The 19,212-nt window shown below is 43.1% G+C and carries 12 protein-coding genes; 8 read left to right on the top strand and 4 right to left on the bottom strand.

Translation table 11 applies throughout. From position 1 onward, the window contains the following. Nucleotides 1-5: 5 nt before the first annotated feature. From ACTQX6_RS00880 to ACTQX6_RS00860, 5 genes are all read left to right on the top strand, one after another. A complete protein-coding gene (locus ACTQX6_RS00880; protein WP_441657195.1) occupies nt 6-2,792 on the top strand; it encodes a hypothetical protein in 2,787 nt (928 codons plus the stop codon). A gap of 509 nt (nt 2,793-3,301) precedes the next feature. Next, nucleotides 3,302-3,724, top strand: a complete 423-nt coding sequence (locus ACTQX6_RS00875) for a hypothetical protein (RefSeq protein ID WP_441657194.1) — start codon at nt 3,302-3,304, stop codon at nt 3,722-3,724. 285 nt (nt 3,725-4,009) lie between these two features. Then, nucleotides 4,010-4,186 (top strand): hypothetical protein, encoded by a 177-nt coding sequence (locus ACTQX6_RS00870; RefSeq protein WP_441657193.1) that lies wholly within the window; start codon nt 4,010-4,012, stop codon nt 4,184-4,186. Nucleotides 4,187-4,271: 85 nt separating this feature from the next. Further along, on the top strand, nt 4,272-5,753 hold the full coding sequence (locus ACTQX6_RS00865; RefSeq protein ID WP_441657192.1) for a recombinase family protein: 1,482 nt from the start codon (nt 4,272-4,274) through the stop codon (nt 5,751-5,753). Nucleotides 5,754-5,907: 154 nt separating this feature from the next. Then, a complete protein-coding gene (locus ACTQX6_RS00860) occupies nt 5,908-8,097 on the top strand; it encodes an AAA family ATPase (RefSeq protein ID WP_441657191.1) in 2,190 nt (729 codons plus the stop codon). Between the two features lie 86 nt (nt 8,098-8,183). On the opposite strand, the gene ACTQX6_RS00855 is transcribed toward ACTQX6_RS00860, so the two are convergent. Beyond that, a complete protein-coding gene (locus tag ACTQX6_RS00855) occupies nt 8,184-8,822 on the bottom strand; it encodes a helix-turn-helix transcriptional regulator (RefSeq protein WP_117445456.1) in 639 nt (212 codons plus the stop codon). Between the two features lie 165 nt (nt 8,823-8,987). Between ACTQX6_RS00855 and ACTQX6_RS00850 the strand changes: the two genes are divergently transcribed. Genes ACTQX6_RS00850 through ACTQX6_RS00840 form a run of 3 tightly spaced genes read left to right on the top strand, consistent with a single transcriptional unit; the run spans nt 8,988 to nt 12,007 of the window. Next, entirely contained in the window at nt 8,988-9,374 is a 387-nt protein-coding gene (locus ACTQX6_RS00850; protein WP_168964670.1) for a RidA family protein, read from the top strand. A 4-nt stretch (nt 9,375-9,378) separates the two neighbouring features. Next, nucleotides 9,379-10,803: an APC family permease gene (locus ACTQX6_RS00845; protein ID WP_272000758.1), complete on the top strand. Its 1,425-nt coding sequence runs from the start codon at nt 9,379-9,381 to the stop codon at nt 10,801-10,803. Then, on the top strand, nt 10,793-12,007 hold the full coding sequence (locus ACTQX6_RS00840) for a MalY/PatB family protein (protein ID WP_272000760.1): 1,215 nt from the start codon (nt 10,793-10,795) through the stop codon (nt 12,005-12,007). The genes ACTQX6_RS00845 and ACTQX6_RS00840 overlap by 11 nt, the downstream gene beginning before the upstream one ends. A gap of 54 nt (nt 12,008-12,061) precedes the next feature. On the opposite strand, the gene ACTQX6_RS00835 is transcribed toward ACTQX6_RS00840, so the two are convergent. The 3 genes from ACTQX6_RS00835 to ACTQX6_RS00825 form a co-directional block, all read right to left on the bottom strand. After that, on the bottom strand, nt 12,062-13,387 hold the full coding sequence (locus ACTQX6_RS00835; RefSeq protein WP_117445460.1) for an NCS2 family permease: 1,326 nt from the start codon (nt 13,385-13,387) through the stop codon (nt 12,062-12,064). A 116-nt stretch (nt 13,388-13,503) separates the two neighbouring features. Next, nucleotides 13,504-16,623, bottom strand: coding sequence for a UvrD-helicase domain-containing protein (locus ACTQX6_RS00830; protein ID WP_320863368.1), 3,120 nt, complete (start codon nt 16,621-16,623; stop codon nt 13,504-13,506). Next, nucleotides 16,613-19,174 carry a PD-(D/E)XK nuclease family protein gene (locus ACTQX6_RS00825; protein ID WP_441657190.1) on the bottom strand — a complete coding sequence of 854 codons (2,562 nt, stop codon included), beginning with the start codon at nt 19,172-19,174 and terminating at the stop codon, nt 16,613-16,615. The genes ACTQX6_RS00830 and ACTQX6_RS00825 overlap by 11 nt, the downstream gene beginning before the upstream one ends. Nucleotides 19,175-19,212 lie beyond the last annotated feature (38 nt).

The raw sequence follows: 19,212 nt of genomic DNA, 5'->3' as shown, positions 1-19,212 counted from the left end.
ACATTATGAAAAAACGATTTTTAGCCGCGCTGCTCTGCCTGTGCCTGCTGGTGGGGCTGGTGCCGGGCATGGGCACGACTGCTTTTGCCGCAGGCAGCTACAATATCGGCGACACCGTGACCTTTGCCGGGTATGACTGGTACATCATCGGCACCGAAAGCGATGGCGTAAAAGCCCCCTCTGGCTGCTACACCCTATTTGCGAAAAATAATGGCTTTGGCGATACAGCTTTTGGAAATAGTATAGATTACAAGGACAGCACCCTGCAACAAAAGATGGAGGAAATCGCAAACGACACTCTGTCAGCGTACAAAAATAGCATTGTTGCCCGCACCACGCTGGACGGTATTTCGGGCGAATCACCAACTGATCAGCTTTTGTGGCCGCTTAGTAAAGGTGAGGTGGAAATTTTAGATTTTTCCATGCGAAAATTTGGAAGCAATTACCTTACCCGCACTGGTAAAGTCGCTACATATACGACTGGTGTCACAAATTATGTAGTATATTACGTTAATGTGAATCAGACAGTACCTTTCGTAAATAGCGTTGAATTCGATACTGCCAATGGTTCCATCCGCCCTGCCCTGTATGTGAAAGCCGAGGCGCTGCCGGAAAAGGTTGAGGGAATCCAGGTGGCCTTCGGCGGCCAGTGGTGGTATGTGGTGGGCCAGGGGGAAAAGGGCTCTGTGCCCGGCCCGGAGAACACCGTCACCCTGTTTGAAAATCCGCGGGAAGCCATGGGCGCCCAAGTCATCCTGGCGCAAACTAGCTCGTCAAACTATCTTGGCAGCGATTTGCAACAAAAAATGGCAGATTTTAGCTCCAATCTTAATTTGGCCGGCAAAGAAAGTTCCCTCATCGTTCCCCGCACTCTCACTTCTGCGGACGGGATCAGCGGTGAAACGGCGCATGATCAGCCGTTTTGGCCTCTTTCCAAAGACGAAGCGGACAGAACCGACGCCGAGATTCTTAAGAGTGAACTTTATGATGATGTGACATTTGCAAGATTTTATTGGCTGCGTACGACATGTGATACTACGAGTTTGCCTACTGTCTATGCTGTGCAGGGAGATACTGGCGATGTGACGAGTGATTTCGCCTCGTATTATAATGGTGTGCGCCCAGCCTTCTATCTGGACATTTCCGATGCGTTCTACCTTGCAAAAGATGCCAAAAGGGTAACGATTGGCGGCAACCCCTACCCGTTGGTGCTGGAAGGCTTTGAGGAATATAAATATACCGTTTTTGACGACAGCCTGAAACTGTCCGTGACCGCCGATCCCACACAGGCGGCCCAGACCGGCGAAACCCTCTCCTTTGGCTATGTTGCCAACACCGGCGAAAATCAGTACCTTTCCTGCGTGCTGACCCCGGACGGCAGCACGGACGTTCTCTATTACAACAAGCTGGTCGAACTGAGCGATACCGCCGCCGCCAGCGGCACGGTCAATATTCCTCTGACCGGCGTTTCGGATGGGAACTACACTCTGCGGCTCTATACGGAGCAGGAAAACAATAGAAGCACCGACTTTGCCAGCCGCACGGTGGACGTTAAGATTACTGCGAAAGACGGCACAGCGTCCATCCGTGATCTGGGTAACATTCAGCTGGTGGGCGATTCCGGCGGTCAGGACGGGCGCGAGGTAGAACTGCGGAACAACGGCACACAAATTCAATGGAAATACACAGACGAGCCGGACACCGCCTGGCGTGACCTTGTGGCGCTGGATGCTATCACCGGCGGCGACGGCGCAGACGGTGCCGACGGCAGAGAAGTGGAACTGCAAGTAGCCAATGGCTATATCCAGTGGCGATACACCACCGGCGCAGACACCGATTGGAAAAACCTGATGCCCCTTTCCGACCTGAAAGGCGAGGACGGTGAAGATGGCCGCGAGGTAGAACTGAAAAACGACGGCAGCAGCATCCTTTGGCGCTATGTGGGCGAGGGCGATGACGCATGGCGGCCTTTGGTTGACCTCTCCGATATTACCGGCTCCGACGGTGCCGACGGCAAACAGGTGGAGCTTCGCGTGGAGGGCGGCTACATCCAATGGAAATATGACGCCGACAGCGACTGGCAAAACCTGATTGCCCTGTCTGCCCTGCAAGGTATCAAAGGCGACAAGGGTGACAAGGGCGACCCCGGCGAGGATGGCGATACCCCCTACATAGGCGACAACGGCAACTGGTGGATCGGCGGCGTTGACACCGGCATCAAGGCCGAGGGAAGCGACGGCTCGGACGGTTCCGATGGCTCCGATGGTAAAGACGGTCAGGACGGAAAGGATGGCCTGACCCCGTATATCGGCAGCAACGGCAACTGGTGGATTGGAACCACCGATACCGGCATTAAAGCCGCAGGCGTCAATGGCGCAGACGGCAAAGACGGTAAAGATGGTATCAACGGTAAAGACGGAGCCAACGGCAAGAATGGTGCGAACGGTAAAGACGGCGCGGACGGCGTTGGAATTGCCGACATCAAGCTGAACGAAAATGGTGAGCTGATCGTCACCCTCACCGATGGAACCGAGAAAAATCTCGGCAAGGTAAAGGGCGAGGACGGCGTTGGTATCTCCGGCGTTTCCATCAATGAAAACGGCGAGCTGATCGTTACCCTCACCGACGGGACAGAACTCAACGCCGGTGCTGTTCCCACCGCCGCAGCCGGGGATTCCAACCTAAAAACCATTGTCTATGTTTCGATGGGAACCGCCGGTATTTCTCTGGCTGGATTGATTGGCCTGCTGGCTTTCCTGCTGACAAAGCGCAAAAGCCTGATTGGGAAGTAAACTGGGCGGGCCACCTCTGGACAAAGTGTCCAGAGGTTGAAAGGAATGAGGTCATAGAGCGTTATTGATGAAGTAAATAGTTACAAAACCCTGCCCCGCCTGACGGGGAAAGAAAAAAACCGTTGCGGGGCAGGTGATTTTGTGCGCACAAAAGAGAGTTTCAGACAGAGCGGCGGTTTTGAAGTCATTTCAAGACCGCCGCTTTTTAGAGATATGGCGGCATTGAGGAGGTAGTGCCGTGTTTTCGTCCTCTGTCTGTACTACTCTTGCCATAAAACAGGAGCGGCCTTTGAACAAGGGCGAATAGATGCGCTCCTATCCCATTATGAACTAAGTCGCGTTTTCAAAAGATGCGTCCAGGTGGCTTTATGCCATTTGGACGCATTTTGCTTTTCTCCCTGGACACTGTGTCCAGAGGTGCGGGGCGGCTCCCCAGGGTGCCGCTCCCCGCCAGCCCTCCATTTTGTTTCCGATCAACCCATCAACCGAAACAAAATGGAGGACAAGCTATGACAACGATCAATCTGAAAGATTTTTATTATTGGTACTTAACGGACGAGCTGGTGGAGGTGCCTGACGAGGTAGCCGAGGAACTCATGGCCAGCAAGCGGCGCGAGGCCGCCCATGCGGAACGGGTGCGCTACAACAAGGCTTATTATTCCCTGGATTGTGACGATGGGATCGAATACTCCGCCTGCCTGCACGAGCCCAGCCCCCAGGAGCTCATGGATCGCAAGGAGCTGTTTTTCCGGCTGTGGAACGCCCTCAACTCCCTGCCGGAGATCCAGGGCCGCCGGGTGGACGCTCATTTGATTCTTGGAAAGAGCTACCGTCAGATCGCCCGCGAGGAGGGAGTGGACAAGAGCGCCGTCCGCTGCTCTGTGAAATGCGGGATTGACCGCATGAAAAAATATTTGCGAAAAAATTTCTAAGTTACCATCTCCATTTACCCCTCTTTTTCTGGTGGTATGTGAGAGGAAGTTCTCTCCGCAAAGGAGGCGCGGGGGCCGCAGGCCGCCGCCCCCTTTGTGGGGGAGCGCCGCTGCCGAGTATGGCTGTCTTATGACGGGGCAAGAAAATGAGCGCGGCGCTCCTAAAGCACACTAAACCTCTGGACATTTTGTCCAGAGGTGCAGACGGACAAGGGCCAGCACTTTTGCGGTGCTGGCCCTTGTTGTTTCCAACATTCTGTTTCTATATCGTATGGGAGGGATTTTATGCAGGCGCAGGTCAAATATGAAAGTGAAATCAAAACGGCTGTTCTTGGGGATCGGACGATCACCGTCAAAAATCTCACCCCCGTTTTTTCCCCGCAGGAACAGGACAAGCAGAGCCGTGAGGTTGAGCGGCGGCTGTTTGACGTGTTCCGCAAGTATGCCGGGCAGCGGGGGTAGGCCGGAGTCATCCTTGTTGTATGGGGGCGTAAGAGGTATAATATAATTGTAGGTTGGCTCCCAACAAACAGAAAGGGAGCTAATTATGGATAATAGAATTGATGCAATTTACGGGCGGCAGTCGATTGACAAAAAGGACAGTATCAGCATTGAAAGTCAATTTGAATTTTGCCGCTACGAACTTAAAGGCGGTGAGGCAAAGGAATACAAAGACAAAGGGTATTCCGGCAAGAACATTGAGCGCCCCGACTTCCAGCGGCTCTTGCAGGACATCCGGCTGGGTCTGATCAAGCGGGTGATCGTCTATAAGCTGGATCGGATCAGCCGCTCGATTGTGGACTTTGCAAAGCTCATGGAGCTGTTCAAGCAATACGATGTGGAGTTTGTTTCCTGTACGGAAAAATTTGATACTTCCACCCCAATGGGCCGGGCGATGCTCAACATCTGCATTGTCTTTGCCCAACTGGAACGCGAAAGCATCCAGATGCGTGTGCAGGACGCTTTCTATTCCCGGTGTGCCAAAGGCTACTATATGCGGGGCCGGACGCCATACGGCTTTGATACCGAGCCCATCGTTATGGACGGGATCAAGACAAAGAAGCTGGTGGAAAATGCGGAAATGGATTTTGCCGAGCTCATGTTTCAAATGTATGCGGAGCCGGGCAATTCCTACGGCGATATAACCCGGTACTTTGTCAAACACTCCATCAAGGTCTATGACAAGGCGCTGCAACGGGCCTTTATCTCTAAACTGCTGAGAAACCCCGTTTATGTCCAGGCTGATATGGACATCTACGAATACTTCAAGGCCCAGGGCGTAAAAATCGAAAGTCCCCCGGAAATGTTCACAGGGGACAATAGCTGTTATCTCTATCAGGGGCGCGAGGGCGAGGAACAAATCCTTGTGATTGCCCCACACCAGGGCCGTATTTCTTCCCAGCTCTGGCTGACTGTCCAGCGCAAGCTGTCACAGAACACCTCTTTCCAGAATGGCCGTAAATGCCATAATACCTGGCTGGCCGGGAAAATCAAGTGTGGGCGCTGTGGCTATGCGCTGGCAGCTCTGAGAGCCCAAAATGGCGTTACCTACCTGCGGTGCAAGCAGCGGGCCGAAAACGGGAGCTGTGAGGGAGCCGGTACACTAACGGCACAAAGCATGGAGACATTTGTGTACGGCGAGATGGTTAAGAAAATGCAGAAATTCCACACGCTGAAAGGCGGAAAGGAACAAAGCTATAACCCGAAACTGACCGCTGCCCGCGTTGCCCTTGCAAAGACAGAAAGCGAGATTGAGAAACTTCTGGACACTTTGTCCGGGGCAAACCCGCTGCTCCTGCAATACGCAAATAACCGTATTGAGGAACTGGACGCGGAACGTCAAAAGCAGCTCCGGCTGGTTGCAGACCTCACCGCTAATTCCGTTTCCGCTTCACAGATTGACAGCATTACGGGCTATCTGGATGATTGGGAGTCCGTAAGTTTTGACGATAAGCGCAAGGTGGTTGATATTCTCATATCACAAATTGACGCTACCAGTGAGAGTGTTACAATCCACTGGAAGATCTAAAACCTTTTCACTTGGCATTATGCCTTTGTAAAAAATAGTTTTGTATGCGAAAAATAATTCTATTTTTCGTTCTGTAAATGATTCCATAAAATGGATAGGGCTATTTGATTCGAAAGCCTATTTTAATGATACTGTTATTCAAGGACAACTTCATATGCATCGTTCCTATGCCTATGCGCAAAATCTTACATTTCAAGATGCTGTCGAAGACTACTATTATCTATTTGCGGAGGATTATTCAACCGTTTACGGATCGAGGATACATTTTTCAGATCATGCATATACCTTATTTAAAATGAGTTCATATTCCTCTTTTGTGATCGACGAAGTAGATCTTCCTTCACAGTATGAAAATGTACATCGATGTGATGAAAATTCAAGGGTTTGCGAATTTTCTACAGATTCAAAAACAGAAAATCAAAAGGAAGTTGCATCTTCTGTATCCGCCTACAAACAACTACAAAGCCTTGTAGGACTGACTCGAATTAAGGATGAAGTGGAAAATATACGTAAACTGGTCGGGTTTAATGAAAGCCGAAAGAAAGAAGGAAAAAAAGTACAGGAATTATCCCTACATAGTGTATTTATGGGAAATCCTGGTACTGGAAAAACGATGGTCGCAAGACTGATCGGCCAAATTATTTATGAACTCGGTGTATTTCATAGTGATGAATATAAGTTTGTTGAGGTAAAGGAAAGTGATTTAATTTCCAACCATGTAGGAGAAACGGCCATACAGACACAAAACATATTACAATCCGCATTAGGGGGTGTTTTGTTTATTGATGAAGCCTATACATTAAATAAAAAAGACGCAAGTGTTAACTTTGGACAGGAAGCGGTAGATACCATTCTTACTTTTATGGAAGAACATCGCGATAATATCATGATTATTTTTGCCGGGTATCCAAAAGAGATGGAAGAATTTTTACAGATGAATAGTGGCCTGGCCTCCAGAATTGCCAATACGTTTATATTTGATGATTATACAAGTGAAGAAATTGTTCAAATTGGATTGAATGACTTATCACAACGTGATTTTCTGTTAGAGGATGAATCCTATTATATACAAAAAGTCAAACAAGCTTATGAAAGAGCCTTAGAGCGAAGCAATGGACGATGGATACGAAATTTCAATGAAGGTTTGATTAAGATGTTTATCTCCAATTCCAGCGATAATGTAACGACAATTACCGCTTTGGATATCGATAATTATTTAAATAAAGATCAAAAGTATCGTCAATCGGATAATGAAGCTTATCAGAAACTACAGGATCTAATCGGAATCCATACGGTAAAAAAACAAGTCGATGCGTTCATTGCGCAGGTAGAATACAATCGTCAACGGATGGAACAAGGCTTTAAAGCGGATGATATTACTTTGCACTCCTTGTTTTTGGGAAATCCTGGTACAGGAAAGACTACCGTGGCCAGGCTTTTAGGAAATATTTTATATCATAAGGGCATCACAAAAACCAATAGCTTTGTAGAAACAAGCCGATCGGATTTGGTGGCCGGTTATGTAGGGCAAACGGCCATAAAGACCAAAGCCATCCTTCAGTCTGCTTTAGGTGGAATATTATTTATTGATGAAGCTTATACTTTATATCAGGGGGATAATGATTCTTTTGGACAGGAGGCCATTGATACAATATTGAAGTTTATGGAAGACTATCGCAAAGATATTGTGATTATTTTTGCAGGATATACAAAAGAAATGAATGATTTTCTTCAGAGCAATTCCGGTCTAAGAAGTCGTATTCCATTCACATTTAATTTTGAAGATTATACAATGGATGAACTGGTTCAAATCGGGTTGTTGGATCTTCACAAGAAACAATATGTTGTGGATGAAGCATTGTATAAAAGATATTTATCCGATGCCTATACATCCCAAAATGATGACAGCAATGGACGCTTTGTGCGCAATTTCAATGAGAAGATGATTTTAAATCTCTCGGTTCGAGTTTCAAAAAATCCGAATGTAGATATCAGTCAAATACTTGAAGAAGACTTTCCTAATGCAGAGCTACATAGTGTAGGAAATTGTCCTTATTGCCATGATGAAATCGTTGTAAAACATCGAAAAGACGGCGGATTATATTATGTTCATAAAATGAAAAAAGATTGTAACTTTAAATTGTATGAACATATGAAACGATATAAAGACAATCAGGATGATATCTATGTGGGAGAAAACGAAGCGAAAGCCCTCTTGCGTAATGAAAGTATAAAAGCAACCTTAGAAAGTAAAAATGGTACAATGTTTCGTGCACTAGTGCGAGTCAAAGAAAGTCCTAAAGGATACTGTGATTTTGAAATCGTAGATTTTTTAAATGAATGATGCAGGATTATCCATTTGCATTTATATGACTTAGGTGAAAATGAAAAATGAGGAATTCTAACAGCTTCCTCATTTTTTTATGTTCATTATTTAATTCTTTTTAGGTATCTATAGATAGTTGGAATGGAGACATGGAGTTGTGCTGCGACTTCCTGTATCGATCCCTTCGTATCTAAAATCGCATCGTCTTTTAATTTTTGAAGCACAGTCAGTTTATCCTCTATGCTCATATAGGCAACGGGTACTTTTTGACGGGCAATGATTTCTTGAATGCGAGATTTAGCAATATCAACAATCGAAGAGTCGAATTGTTCAGTGATATTTTCCTCTTGGTTCTGTATTAAATTATAGGACTTCAATAAGTTTTCTAAGGCAAACATTGTATGTTTTGCCGGGGTTAAATTTTTATTGATACAAAGCATACCGATAATCGTTTTTCCGTTTTTTATAAAAAAAGTAGAGGACAGGAAATCGTGATGTTTGCTCTGCCCATTGTAATTTGCAATAAAATCTTGATTATGGTAAAGACCTTGATCCAGGATTTCCTGTGCAAAGTGCGTTAACGCGTCTCCTTTTTTTCTTCCGGAAACAGGATTTTTTATTGCGATAATCGAAGCTTGTGGATTTGTTAAATCATGAATTACGATTTCGCATTCATTTCCTAAAACGGCTGCCAAGAATGGTAGAAGATCGATATATTGTTTAAATATTTGTTGGTCTTTCATGAGAATTCACCAGTCTTTCATACAGCTATTATACATGGAATCGGATAGATTTACATAGCAAAAGATAATATTTTTTTCATATTGATAAAATATGTATTGACTTCTTTAGGTAGATGGATGATAATGAAATTAACATAATGATAAAAAAATTATAAAGGAGGAAGTATGAAAAAGATCATTATTGCGACATCTGGTGCTCCCGAAGCCATTGGTCCTTATTCACAGGCTGTTAAGGCAAAAGGAGAAATGCTTTATGTTTCGGGGCAATTACCTATTGATCCCGTAAGCAAAAAACTTGTTGAAGATAATATTTCTTTACAGACACATCAATCGCTTAAAAACTTAAAAGCTATTTTAGAAGAAGCAAATATGGGCTTTGAGAATGTTGTCAAAACGACTGTTTTATTGAAAGATATTCAAGATTTCAACGCCATGAATGAAGTTTATGCTCAATACTTTGAAAAAGACTGTCCGGCACGTGCGGCTTTCCAGATAGCTGCCCTGCCTATGAACGCAAGAGTTGAAATTGAAGCTGTTGCCATAAAGGAATAGAAGTATGAAGGCAGAAGGTGGAAAAAAGATCGGTCTTTGGAATATTGTCGGTCTTGGGTTAGGTGGTGCGATTGGAACCGGAATTTTCGTTCTGTTAGGTTTTGGTATTGCCAATGCAGGCAGAGCTATTTTACCGGTTGTTATTGTTGGCTGTTTCTTTATGTTGTTGGCCTATTGGTATAATTTGGCTATGCCGAGTATGTTTGTAATAGAAGGTGGAGACTACAGCATGAAAGCTATGCTTTGCAGTCCTACAATGTCTGGCTTTGGAGCATTTTTGACTATTGTAAATGCCTTTGCATTAAGTGGTTATGCCATCGCGATGGTTGATTATGCGGCAATCGTATGGCCGGCACTGGACGGATTCAGAAGTATTGCTGCATTAGTTATCACTACGATATTTTTTGCCAGTTCGATCAAAGGATCTCGCTTTATTACCATTTTAGAAAATATTGTTACATTAGTCTTGATAGCGGCCTTAGTTTTATTTATTGGATTTGGCATAGGACAAGTAGATCCATCTGCCTTCTTTGAAAATACAAGCGGAAATCCATTCTTTTTAGGTGGTGTAGGCGGATTTGTATCGGCTTTGGCCATCATGGGGTGGGCTTGTCAGGGAACAACAATGGCACCGGTTTCTATGGCAGCCGTTACCAAAAATCCGAAAAGAAATATACCTCTTGGGATCGTGATCATTACTTTGTGTTTAGCTGTTATTTACGGCTTGATGGCTTATGTGGCCGGTGGGGTTTTACCATATGATCAAATCGCAGGGCAAAATATATCTGTTACCGCCAAAGCAATATTCCCACATGGTATCTACATGTTCTTTGTATTAGGCGGAGGTATAGGAGCCATTGCATCCAGTTATATTGGCGGACTTGGTATGTTCCGCTATCCTTTGATTCAGATTGCAGAGGATGGATGGTTGCCTGAATTCTTTAAAAAACAGACAAAATCGGGATATCCGTACATGACTTATTTAATGTTTTATTTAATCTCCGTTTTCCCAATAGTAACCGGAATGTCACTGGATGCAGTTGTATCTTTGGTCATGATTCCGGCGATGATTATGAACATCTATATGAACTTGGCATGTTTCAATTTACCTTCTAAATTTAAAGCGCAATGGGAAAATCGTTCCTTACGTATGCCAGTTTGGTTTTGGAAAGTATGCTGTGTATTAGGTGCATTCTGTGCCGGCGTAGTTACATATAACTTATTTAAAGGATTGAACGGCAGAGATATGATAATCTGTGTCATAATATGTGTAGTATTATTTGCTTTATCAGTATTGCGCTTGAAACAGGGCGCTGTTAGTCGAGAAGGCTTGGAAAAAAGTAAAGAAAGAATCATTGAGGAAGCCATTAATGCAGATGTAGAGGAAGAAAATCCAAAGAAAAGAGAGGTACTAGTAAATGAAATTTGATTTTGAAAGTATTATGGATCGCCATGGTAAAGATGCCATAGCGGTGGATGGTGTGGGGACGATGCCGGGCTTTGCTCCAGATTGTCCTAAAGAAGGATTCGATGTTATTCCTATGTGGGTAGCCGATATGAATTTTCCTACTGTTCCGACGATCCCGCAGGCTATTCAGGAACGAATAGAACATCCGGCTTTCGGATACTTTAGTCCAACAGATGAATATTTTAATTCCATTATTCAGTGGCATGAAAGAAGGAATGGAGTCAAAGGATTAACAAAAGAGCATATCGGTTATGAGAACGGTGTTTTAGGCGGCGTTATCTCTGCATTAAATTGTGTATGTTCCAAGGGTGATAAAGTCTTAGTTCATTCTCCGACTTATATCGGATTTACAATGGCTTTAGGTAATAATGGCTATGATTTAGTTCATTCTTCTTTGATGAAAGATGAACAAGGTATATATCGTATGGATTATGAGGATATGGAAGAAAAGTTAAAGAGTCAAAAAATACACGCCGCCATTCTTTGTAATCCACACAACCCTTGTGGTAGAGTCTGGGAAAAATGGGAACTCGAAAAAGCTATGGCGTTGTTTAAAAAATATGATGTTTATGTCGTATCTGATGAAATTTGGAGTGATATCATGTTGAATGGTCATAAACATACACCAACACAAAGTGTTTCGGAAGATGCAAGAAACCGCACAGCGGCTATGTATGCACCTAGTAAAACATTCAACTTGGCAGGACTTGTCGGATCGTATCACATCGTATATAACCGTTGGTGGCGCGAAAGAATCGAAAAAGAGTCTTCTTTACCACATTATAATGATATGAACGTATTGTCGATGCATGCCTTGATCGGAGCCTATAAACCGGAAGGATATCAATGGGTTGATGAGTTAAATGAAGTATTATCAAAAAATATTGATTTTGCGGTTGATTTTATACAACAAAACTTTAAAGGCCTTTCGGTCAGTAAACCGGAAGGGACATATATGTTGTTTATTGATTGTACAAAATATTGTCAGGATCATCATTTAACGATTCAGCAGTTGGAAAAGAAAATGTGGGATGTCGGTGTTGCGATTCAAGATGGAACTATGTTCCATGGCCCTTGCCATATTCGTATGAATTTGGCCTTACCACATTCTCGTGTTCAAGAAGCATTTCATAGATTGCATGAATACGTATTTAATCAAGAATAATAATTTAAAAAAGCCGTGTCTCAATGGGTTGAGCACGGCTTTATTCGTTTTTCCTTACATCATGTATGGTGTCGCAAAGTAGATGATAAAGATCACCATCAATACCCAGACTGTCGGATGAATTTGTTTGATTCGTCCGGCTGCACACATTCCAACAGTATAGACGATAAATCCGCAGGCAATACCGTTGGAGATGGAATACATCAAGACCATCATTAAGACTGTAATAAAAGAGCTTGTCGCATAGACCATATCATCCCAGTCGATACCTTTTAGCTGTTGTGCCATCATAACGCCGACAACGATCAAAGCCGGTGCCGTAACTGCGTTTGTGACAGCGCTTAAAATGATTGGTGAAATCAAGATCGATAGAAGGAATAAAACACCGGTCGTAACGGCTGTAAGACCCGTTCTTCCGCCTACGCCGACTCCGGAGCTGGATTCTACGAAGCTGGTCACGGTGCTGGTACCGATGGCAGCTCCAAATACCGTACCGATCGCATCAGCCAACAAGGCTTTTTCGGCATTTTCCAGTTCACCTTTTTCATTGACCAAACCGATGCGGTTTCCAATGGAAATCAAAGTTCCGGCTGTATCAAAGAAGTCCACGAACAAGAAAGAGAAGATGATCACAAAAGCAGCCATCGGATTACTGAAGAGTTCGCCAAAGCCATCCATGAAAGCGCCGGCTCCATGCATAGAAAGATTTAATGTGAAATCTGTTGGTAAAGATGGCATATTGGCAAGTCCCATCATACCGCCAATGATTCCTAAGATAGCGGTGATGACCATACCGACAAACACGGCTGCCGGCACATTTTTGATTACAAGGGCAATCGTTACCAACAATCCGACAACTGCTAAAAGTACTGCCGGGTCCGTCAGATTACCAATACCTACCGCTGTCGAAGTATTTGATACGATGATACCGGCATTTTTTAAACCGACAAACGCAATGAAGAATCCAATACCTGAACCAATCGCAAGCTTTAGCTGGATCGGTATGGCATTGATGATCATTTGACGAATACCGGTCACAGAGATCAACACAAAGATCACACCGGAAACGAATACGGCACATAAGGCAGCCTGCCAGCTGTATCCCATTCCCAAACAAACCGTATAAGAGAATAAAGCGTTTACCCCCATTCCTGCTGCTAACGCAACCGGATAGTTGGCCACAAGTCCCATGACAATACTGGCGAATGCTGCAGATATGGCTGTTGCCATAAATACAGAGCCTTGATCCATACCGGCATCTCCTAAAATAATAGGGTTGACACCAAGGATATAGGCCATTGCCAAAAATGTGGTGAGTCCTGCCAGAATTTCCGTTTTTACGGAAGTCCCTTTTTCTTTGAGCTTAAATAATTTTTCCATTTTCCTCTCCTTTGTCTTTTATGAAACAAAGACGCATCTATTGTAACTTGGAAATCAGATATGAACAAGATATTCGCTATAGAAAATATAGGAAATATCAAATAAAAAGAGCCTTTTCAGGCTTCTTTGTGAATGTCGATAAATTTTTTTAAGTAAAACGAATAGATTTTTGTATCGATCGACATATTCTCGATTTGTTTCATGGCGTTCTGATACGTTTCCAGCTGTTTATGATATTGCTCTATAAATTCTTCATCACTTTCTAAATGATCGGTTTTAAAATCGATGATCACGATTTTCTCTTTTTGCCAAACGACAAGGTCCATAAAGCCATGTACGATGTTTTGTTTTTCTTTGATGATATACGGACATTCAAAGCGATGTTTTTCCTGCATATACAAAGCGTATTCTGTATTTTGATTCAGTTCTTGAATAAGCTGCAGATCATAACGAGTTAAATCATAGTCATGTACTTTGGCAAACTGTGTCAAATCTTCTTTTTGATATGGATAAGCCAACTGTGCAACCATTTCATGAAACAAGGTTCCCCTTTGTGCTGATGTAGAAGGTTTAAGATCAACTTCCGGCCACTGAAGCAATTGCTTGTTTAGCGTTGCGGTCGCACTGGAAAAAGAAAGAGATTCTTTATTATATGTCGTATGCTCCATTTTTCGTTTTATGTTTTTCTTTGAAGTTGGTCGATCATAAAGCTTCTGGACTTTTTCAAAGTGAACTTCACTTGTGGTCGAATGATAATACGCATGAAAGATCCAGCTGGTATAGCTTTGTCTTTTCAAGAGTGTTTGTAAAGATAAAGGGGCTTCATAGTTTTTGGCGCTGGAAATGGAATCCAGTAAGATCAATTCTTTTTCTGCTCTTGTAGTGGCCACATAGAAAACGCGCATTTCTTCCTCCAGTTCATCCTGCAGTTTTTTGGTGCGGATCGCAAGATGGGCTTTACTGGGAAGCTTGATCCTTCCTGTGGTATCGAGCTGTAGAAAGCCTAAGCCCAGTTTTTCATCGATCAGGATTGGTTCGTTAGAAATACGATCTTTCGTTTCATGTTGTGAATAAATATACACGATCGGAAACTGCAACCCTTTGGAATGATGCATGGTCTTGATTGATACGACATCGGCTTCTCGTCCATAAGGATAGGCTTCTGATAAATTGTCAAAACGACTGGCCTGTACATGCTGCTGCAGAAAGCCATCCAGGTCCATGGGATCGTTTAACTGGCTGGCAAACTGTAAGAATAAATCTAAATTGGTTTTATCCTGTGCACTGGTATACGATTCATAAAAATCATGCCAGGCGTAGAGCTTGCGAATTAGTAAAGGAACCGGATCGTTCTTCCATTCTCGCATAGTGAAGTAATCCTGCATCAAATCAGTATCTTTTAACTGAACATATAGAGATGCTCCTTTTTCTTTTCCAAGGCAGGCTTGTGCCAGCTGGTCAGGTGTAATTTGACAAAACGGAGAGAATAAAGTAGCACATAAGGCGATATCGTTATAAGGATCTAAAATGGCCTGCAGGCAGGAAAGAACGATCTGAATGCTGGGATTGGTATAAAAACCATGATCGATCTCAGCCAGTACAGGTATATCATAGGCTTCCAATGCTTTTTTGATCTCTTCCTGAGGACCATGGCTTCTGGTCAAAATACAGATATCCTTGAAAGAAGCACCTTGTTCTTTATGTTTTAAGATATCGTGTGCTAAGATATCCAGCTTGTTTTCTTTGGCTTTTGTTTTTGCCTCCAGCTTAGAAATGTTGAGTTCATCTGCCAGTGCATCCGATTCCATATATAGAAAGCGAATCGGATATTGTTCTCTTTCGCTTTGGGCCCGGGTGCCAGGTTTTGCGACATCTTTTTGATCAAACTGTGCCGGCATTCCCGCTACATTCATGATTTTTTTATAAAAATGATTATTGAAATCAATGATTGAGGCATTGGAACGATAGTTTTCATCCAGCACCAATGTGCAGGAAAATTCATCCTGCTTTTCCATATGATGTTTCATGATCTCCGGCTTGGCATGACGAAATCCATAAATGCTTTGTTTGATGTCTCCTACACGAAAGACATTGTTTTTGCGGGCAAAACAAGACAAAATGCTTTCCTGCAGATCGTTGGTATCCTGAAATTCATCCACCAGGATCATTTTGTATTTATTCTGCACTTCTTTGGCAATATCACTTTGACTGAGAAGCTGATAGGCAAAGTGTTCCATATCACCAAAATCCATCACTTCTTTTTCTTTTTTGATCTGAGCATAGAATTTTTGTGTTGTCAGTGCCAAGGTACAAAACGTCTTTTTTAATGCCTGTGTTTCCTTGGTTTCTGTTTCATACAGATTCTTATCAAATAATACATCGGTGATTTTCTTTTCAAACTTTTTATAGGCATCATTATCATTTTTTGTATCGATATCATCATATTTGTTTTTAAGACGTACCGTGTTGGAAAGATAGACCAAAAAAGAACTCTTAAACAGGGCATAGTCTTTTCGATCCAGTTCTTCCAGACATGGGCGCAAGGCTTCTTTTTTGGTAATAAGATCTTGGTCTTCTGTCTTTAAGATCAACTCTTGAAGAATCTGCTCCATGGAAAGAACACATTGTTTAAAATATTGAAAGAACCAGCTTTCCATCAGGGAAGAAGTTTGTTTTGTCAGGGATTGAATCCACTCTTCCGGTTCCGGCTTGGACCATGCGGTTTGAATCAGGGCTTCCAAGCTTCTTTTGATGTCATCTTCTTTTTTTCCAAAGCCGGAAAAGAAAAGAGAAAGATTGGCCATCTCCTTTACAGGTAAGCTAAAGCAGGCTTGTTGATAGGCCTGATCAAAGGCCTGCTTTTGAATCGTGTCATCAATTGTTCGAGACATTTTATAGCTGATGGGAATTCGATAATAATAATTTTGTACAATGCCAAGACAAAAGCTGTCGATCGTACAGATGCTTGCGGTTTCCAAAAGCGCCAGCTGTTCTTCAATATATGGAGAAGAAGGTGCATTTTCCAAAGAGATTTTTAAACGACTTTTCATTTCATTGGCCGCATCATTGGTAAACGTCATGGCCAAAATCGAATCAATGGAAATTTTATCCTGTAGCACAAGCTGACAAAGCCTTTGGACAAGAACACTGGTCTTGCCGCTTCCGGCACTGGCAAACACCAGCACATTTTTATCGCGAATATCGATAGCTTGTTGTTGGGCAAAACTAAAGCGCATGTTCTTCCTCCTGTTCTAATCGATTGGCTTTTGTGACTTCATTGGCCGCGTTTCGACAAATCTCCTTATAGGCACAATAATCACAGGCACCTTTGGCATGATCGGGCTGAATCACACCATTTTTCATGTCTTCCAATAAGGAAAAGAGGATCGTTTGCCATTGTGTTTTGATTTCAGGATATTCCGGCTGTTCTTTTTTTCTGGCGAAATGCTCATGATCGCTGTATATGGATAGATCCTGAAACATCAGACCGGTAAATTTCCTGGATTGGGCAGCCTCCTGTGCCTGTTCTTTGATATCTAACGGTGTAGCCTCCGGAACCTTTTTTCGATAGTTGACCTTATAGGCCAGAGCGGTTTGCGGCGATGTCTTTAGTGAAATATAGTAACAGCCTGCCGGCAGACTGCCACTGGTTGTTTCATAGGCAATTGTATAAGTAATCAGCTGCAGGGCTAGTCCGGCATCAAAATCCTGCAGGGACAAATCTTTATCCGAACTTTTATAATCAAAGATCACAAAAGAGCTTTGCGAGGCATCAATACGATCGATATACCCATAGAGAAGAATCGGGGTACCTTGCCAGTCCAGCTGCATCTGCACCTTATACTCCTGATGCGAAGTACGCATATGCCAATCGTGTTCAAAATCATCTAACTGTTCTAAAATCTTTAAAATTTTATCGGTTGTCTCCAATACGTTTTTTTCAAAGAAAGGTGCCTGTTGCGGATAAACGTTACGAATAAAAGTAAATTCGTTTTGAACGAGGTTTTTGATTGTTTTTGTATCGGCCTTGGTATAGTCTTTTTGATACGTATCCATCAAGATTTCTAAAATATGGTGATAGATCGAACCCTGCATACGAATATCCATGGTGTCTCGTTTTTCTTTTAAGTACAACCCATGACGAAGAAAGTGTTGTAAAGGACAACGGGCAAAGGACTCTAGGCGAGAGATCGAACCGGTAAAACGATCCTCCGGGAAGAAAAGCGAGCTTGCCAAAGAAGTGTTTAGGGAAAACTGTGGTTTTTCGTACACAGAGCTTTCTTTGACATCCACAAACTGTGCTTTTTGGCCGATCCACTGTACAAGCTCATGACTTTCCGGATTTTCCTTTCCATCGTACGAAGCTTCCGGTACAAGGATATATAAAGTCTTTGGCAAAGAAAGGCATGTGAAAAGTTGATCACGCTGTTTTTTTAGCCTTGTGGCTAAGGATGGAACCGAAAGATCGGCTAAATAGGTTTCATCATAAATACCACTGTGCATAGAAAGGTCCGGGAAAGAGCGCGCATGGGCATCAGTCAGGAAACAAACTTTTCGCAATGCTGTGATCTCGCTGCGCTTTCCAATCAAAACGCCCTGGATTTGAGAAGCCGTTGAATAATTTGTTTTAGCGTTTAAATATTCACATAAAAACAAGAGATCTTCCCTGGTTTTCAAAGAAGGAAGGCACTTTCTTAACACGTCTTGTATTTGATGGAATGCACGAAGATTTTCCAGTGTGCAGGTATTTTGTGCCTGTATATACTGTAAGACATCTTCTATATCCTGTAATGTCCAATGACAGAGTGCCTCGTGTTCCTCTAGCCATGTCAATGTCGTTTCTATTTGTTTTTGTAAATGTTCAAAGCTATAACGATCCATAAAAACATTGTCCTGATATAGATCCGGAAGATGTGATTTTCTGGTCGTAAACAAATCCGGGAACTGTCGCAAGGTTGGCTGTATGCTTTCTTTGGTATCTGGATGCAGGGCATTGATCATCGTGATAAAGCTTTCGATATCTTGTAAGGCGATCCATTTTATGCAGCAAATCAACTGATACTGTAGCAAAGAAGGTGCATCTTCCGTTAAAAAGGTATAGGGAATCTGATAAGTCTCTAACATCTGTGCCAATACCTGCATTTGGCTTGCCTGTTGACAACAGATAAAAACATCGTCGGCATCGTATTGATCAACGATGGTCTGGGCAATCAAAGTTGCCTGCTTGCGGGCATTGGCCACGGATACATACTGCACATCTGTTTCTGCTGCCTCTTCCAATGTGTGCGCCCCATTTTGGAGTAAGAAGTCGATCCAAAGGCTTTCTTCTTCACTATATTCATACTGCAGGATATAAATATTCTCTGCATGGAATGGCTGCTTTAAAATTTCCGGGATTTGTTTTTCGCGTACATCCAAATTTTCCAGAAGACAAAGGATCTCTTTGAGATCTTTTTCTTTCTGGCTGTTTTCATGCAGTGTATGAAAATCGATGCCATAGGTTTTGGCATAACGTACAAATTGAAGAGTATCGCGGATAAAATCATAACTTTTCCGGCTGGAATAAAACACATTGGTCGAAGAACAAGCTTGACATTTTTTCATGGTTTCAAACAATAACGTCACTTCATCGACAGGTTGTCCCTGAAAGAATTGTTGTATGAAGGAATGTAGGCTGTACACTTCCAAACCGATCGTGTTTCCTTTGGCTTGATGTATAGCTTGGTATAAAGGCAGATGCAGACTGGCCGGTGCAATCAGTATGCCTTGTTCTGGAATTTTCAACATAGTTTCATTATATCGTAAAAACGAAGGAATAAAAATGT

Source organism: Faecalicoccus sp. LCP19S3_E2 (genome assembly GCF_052121255.1).
Lineage (GTDB): Bacteria > Bacillota_I > Bacilli_A > Erysipelotrichales > Erysipelotrichaceae > Faecalicoccus.
The sequence above is the reverse complement of the archived record's forward strand: the minus strand, read 5'-3'. Positions and strand labels throughout refer to the sequence as shown.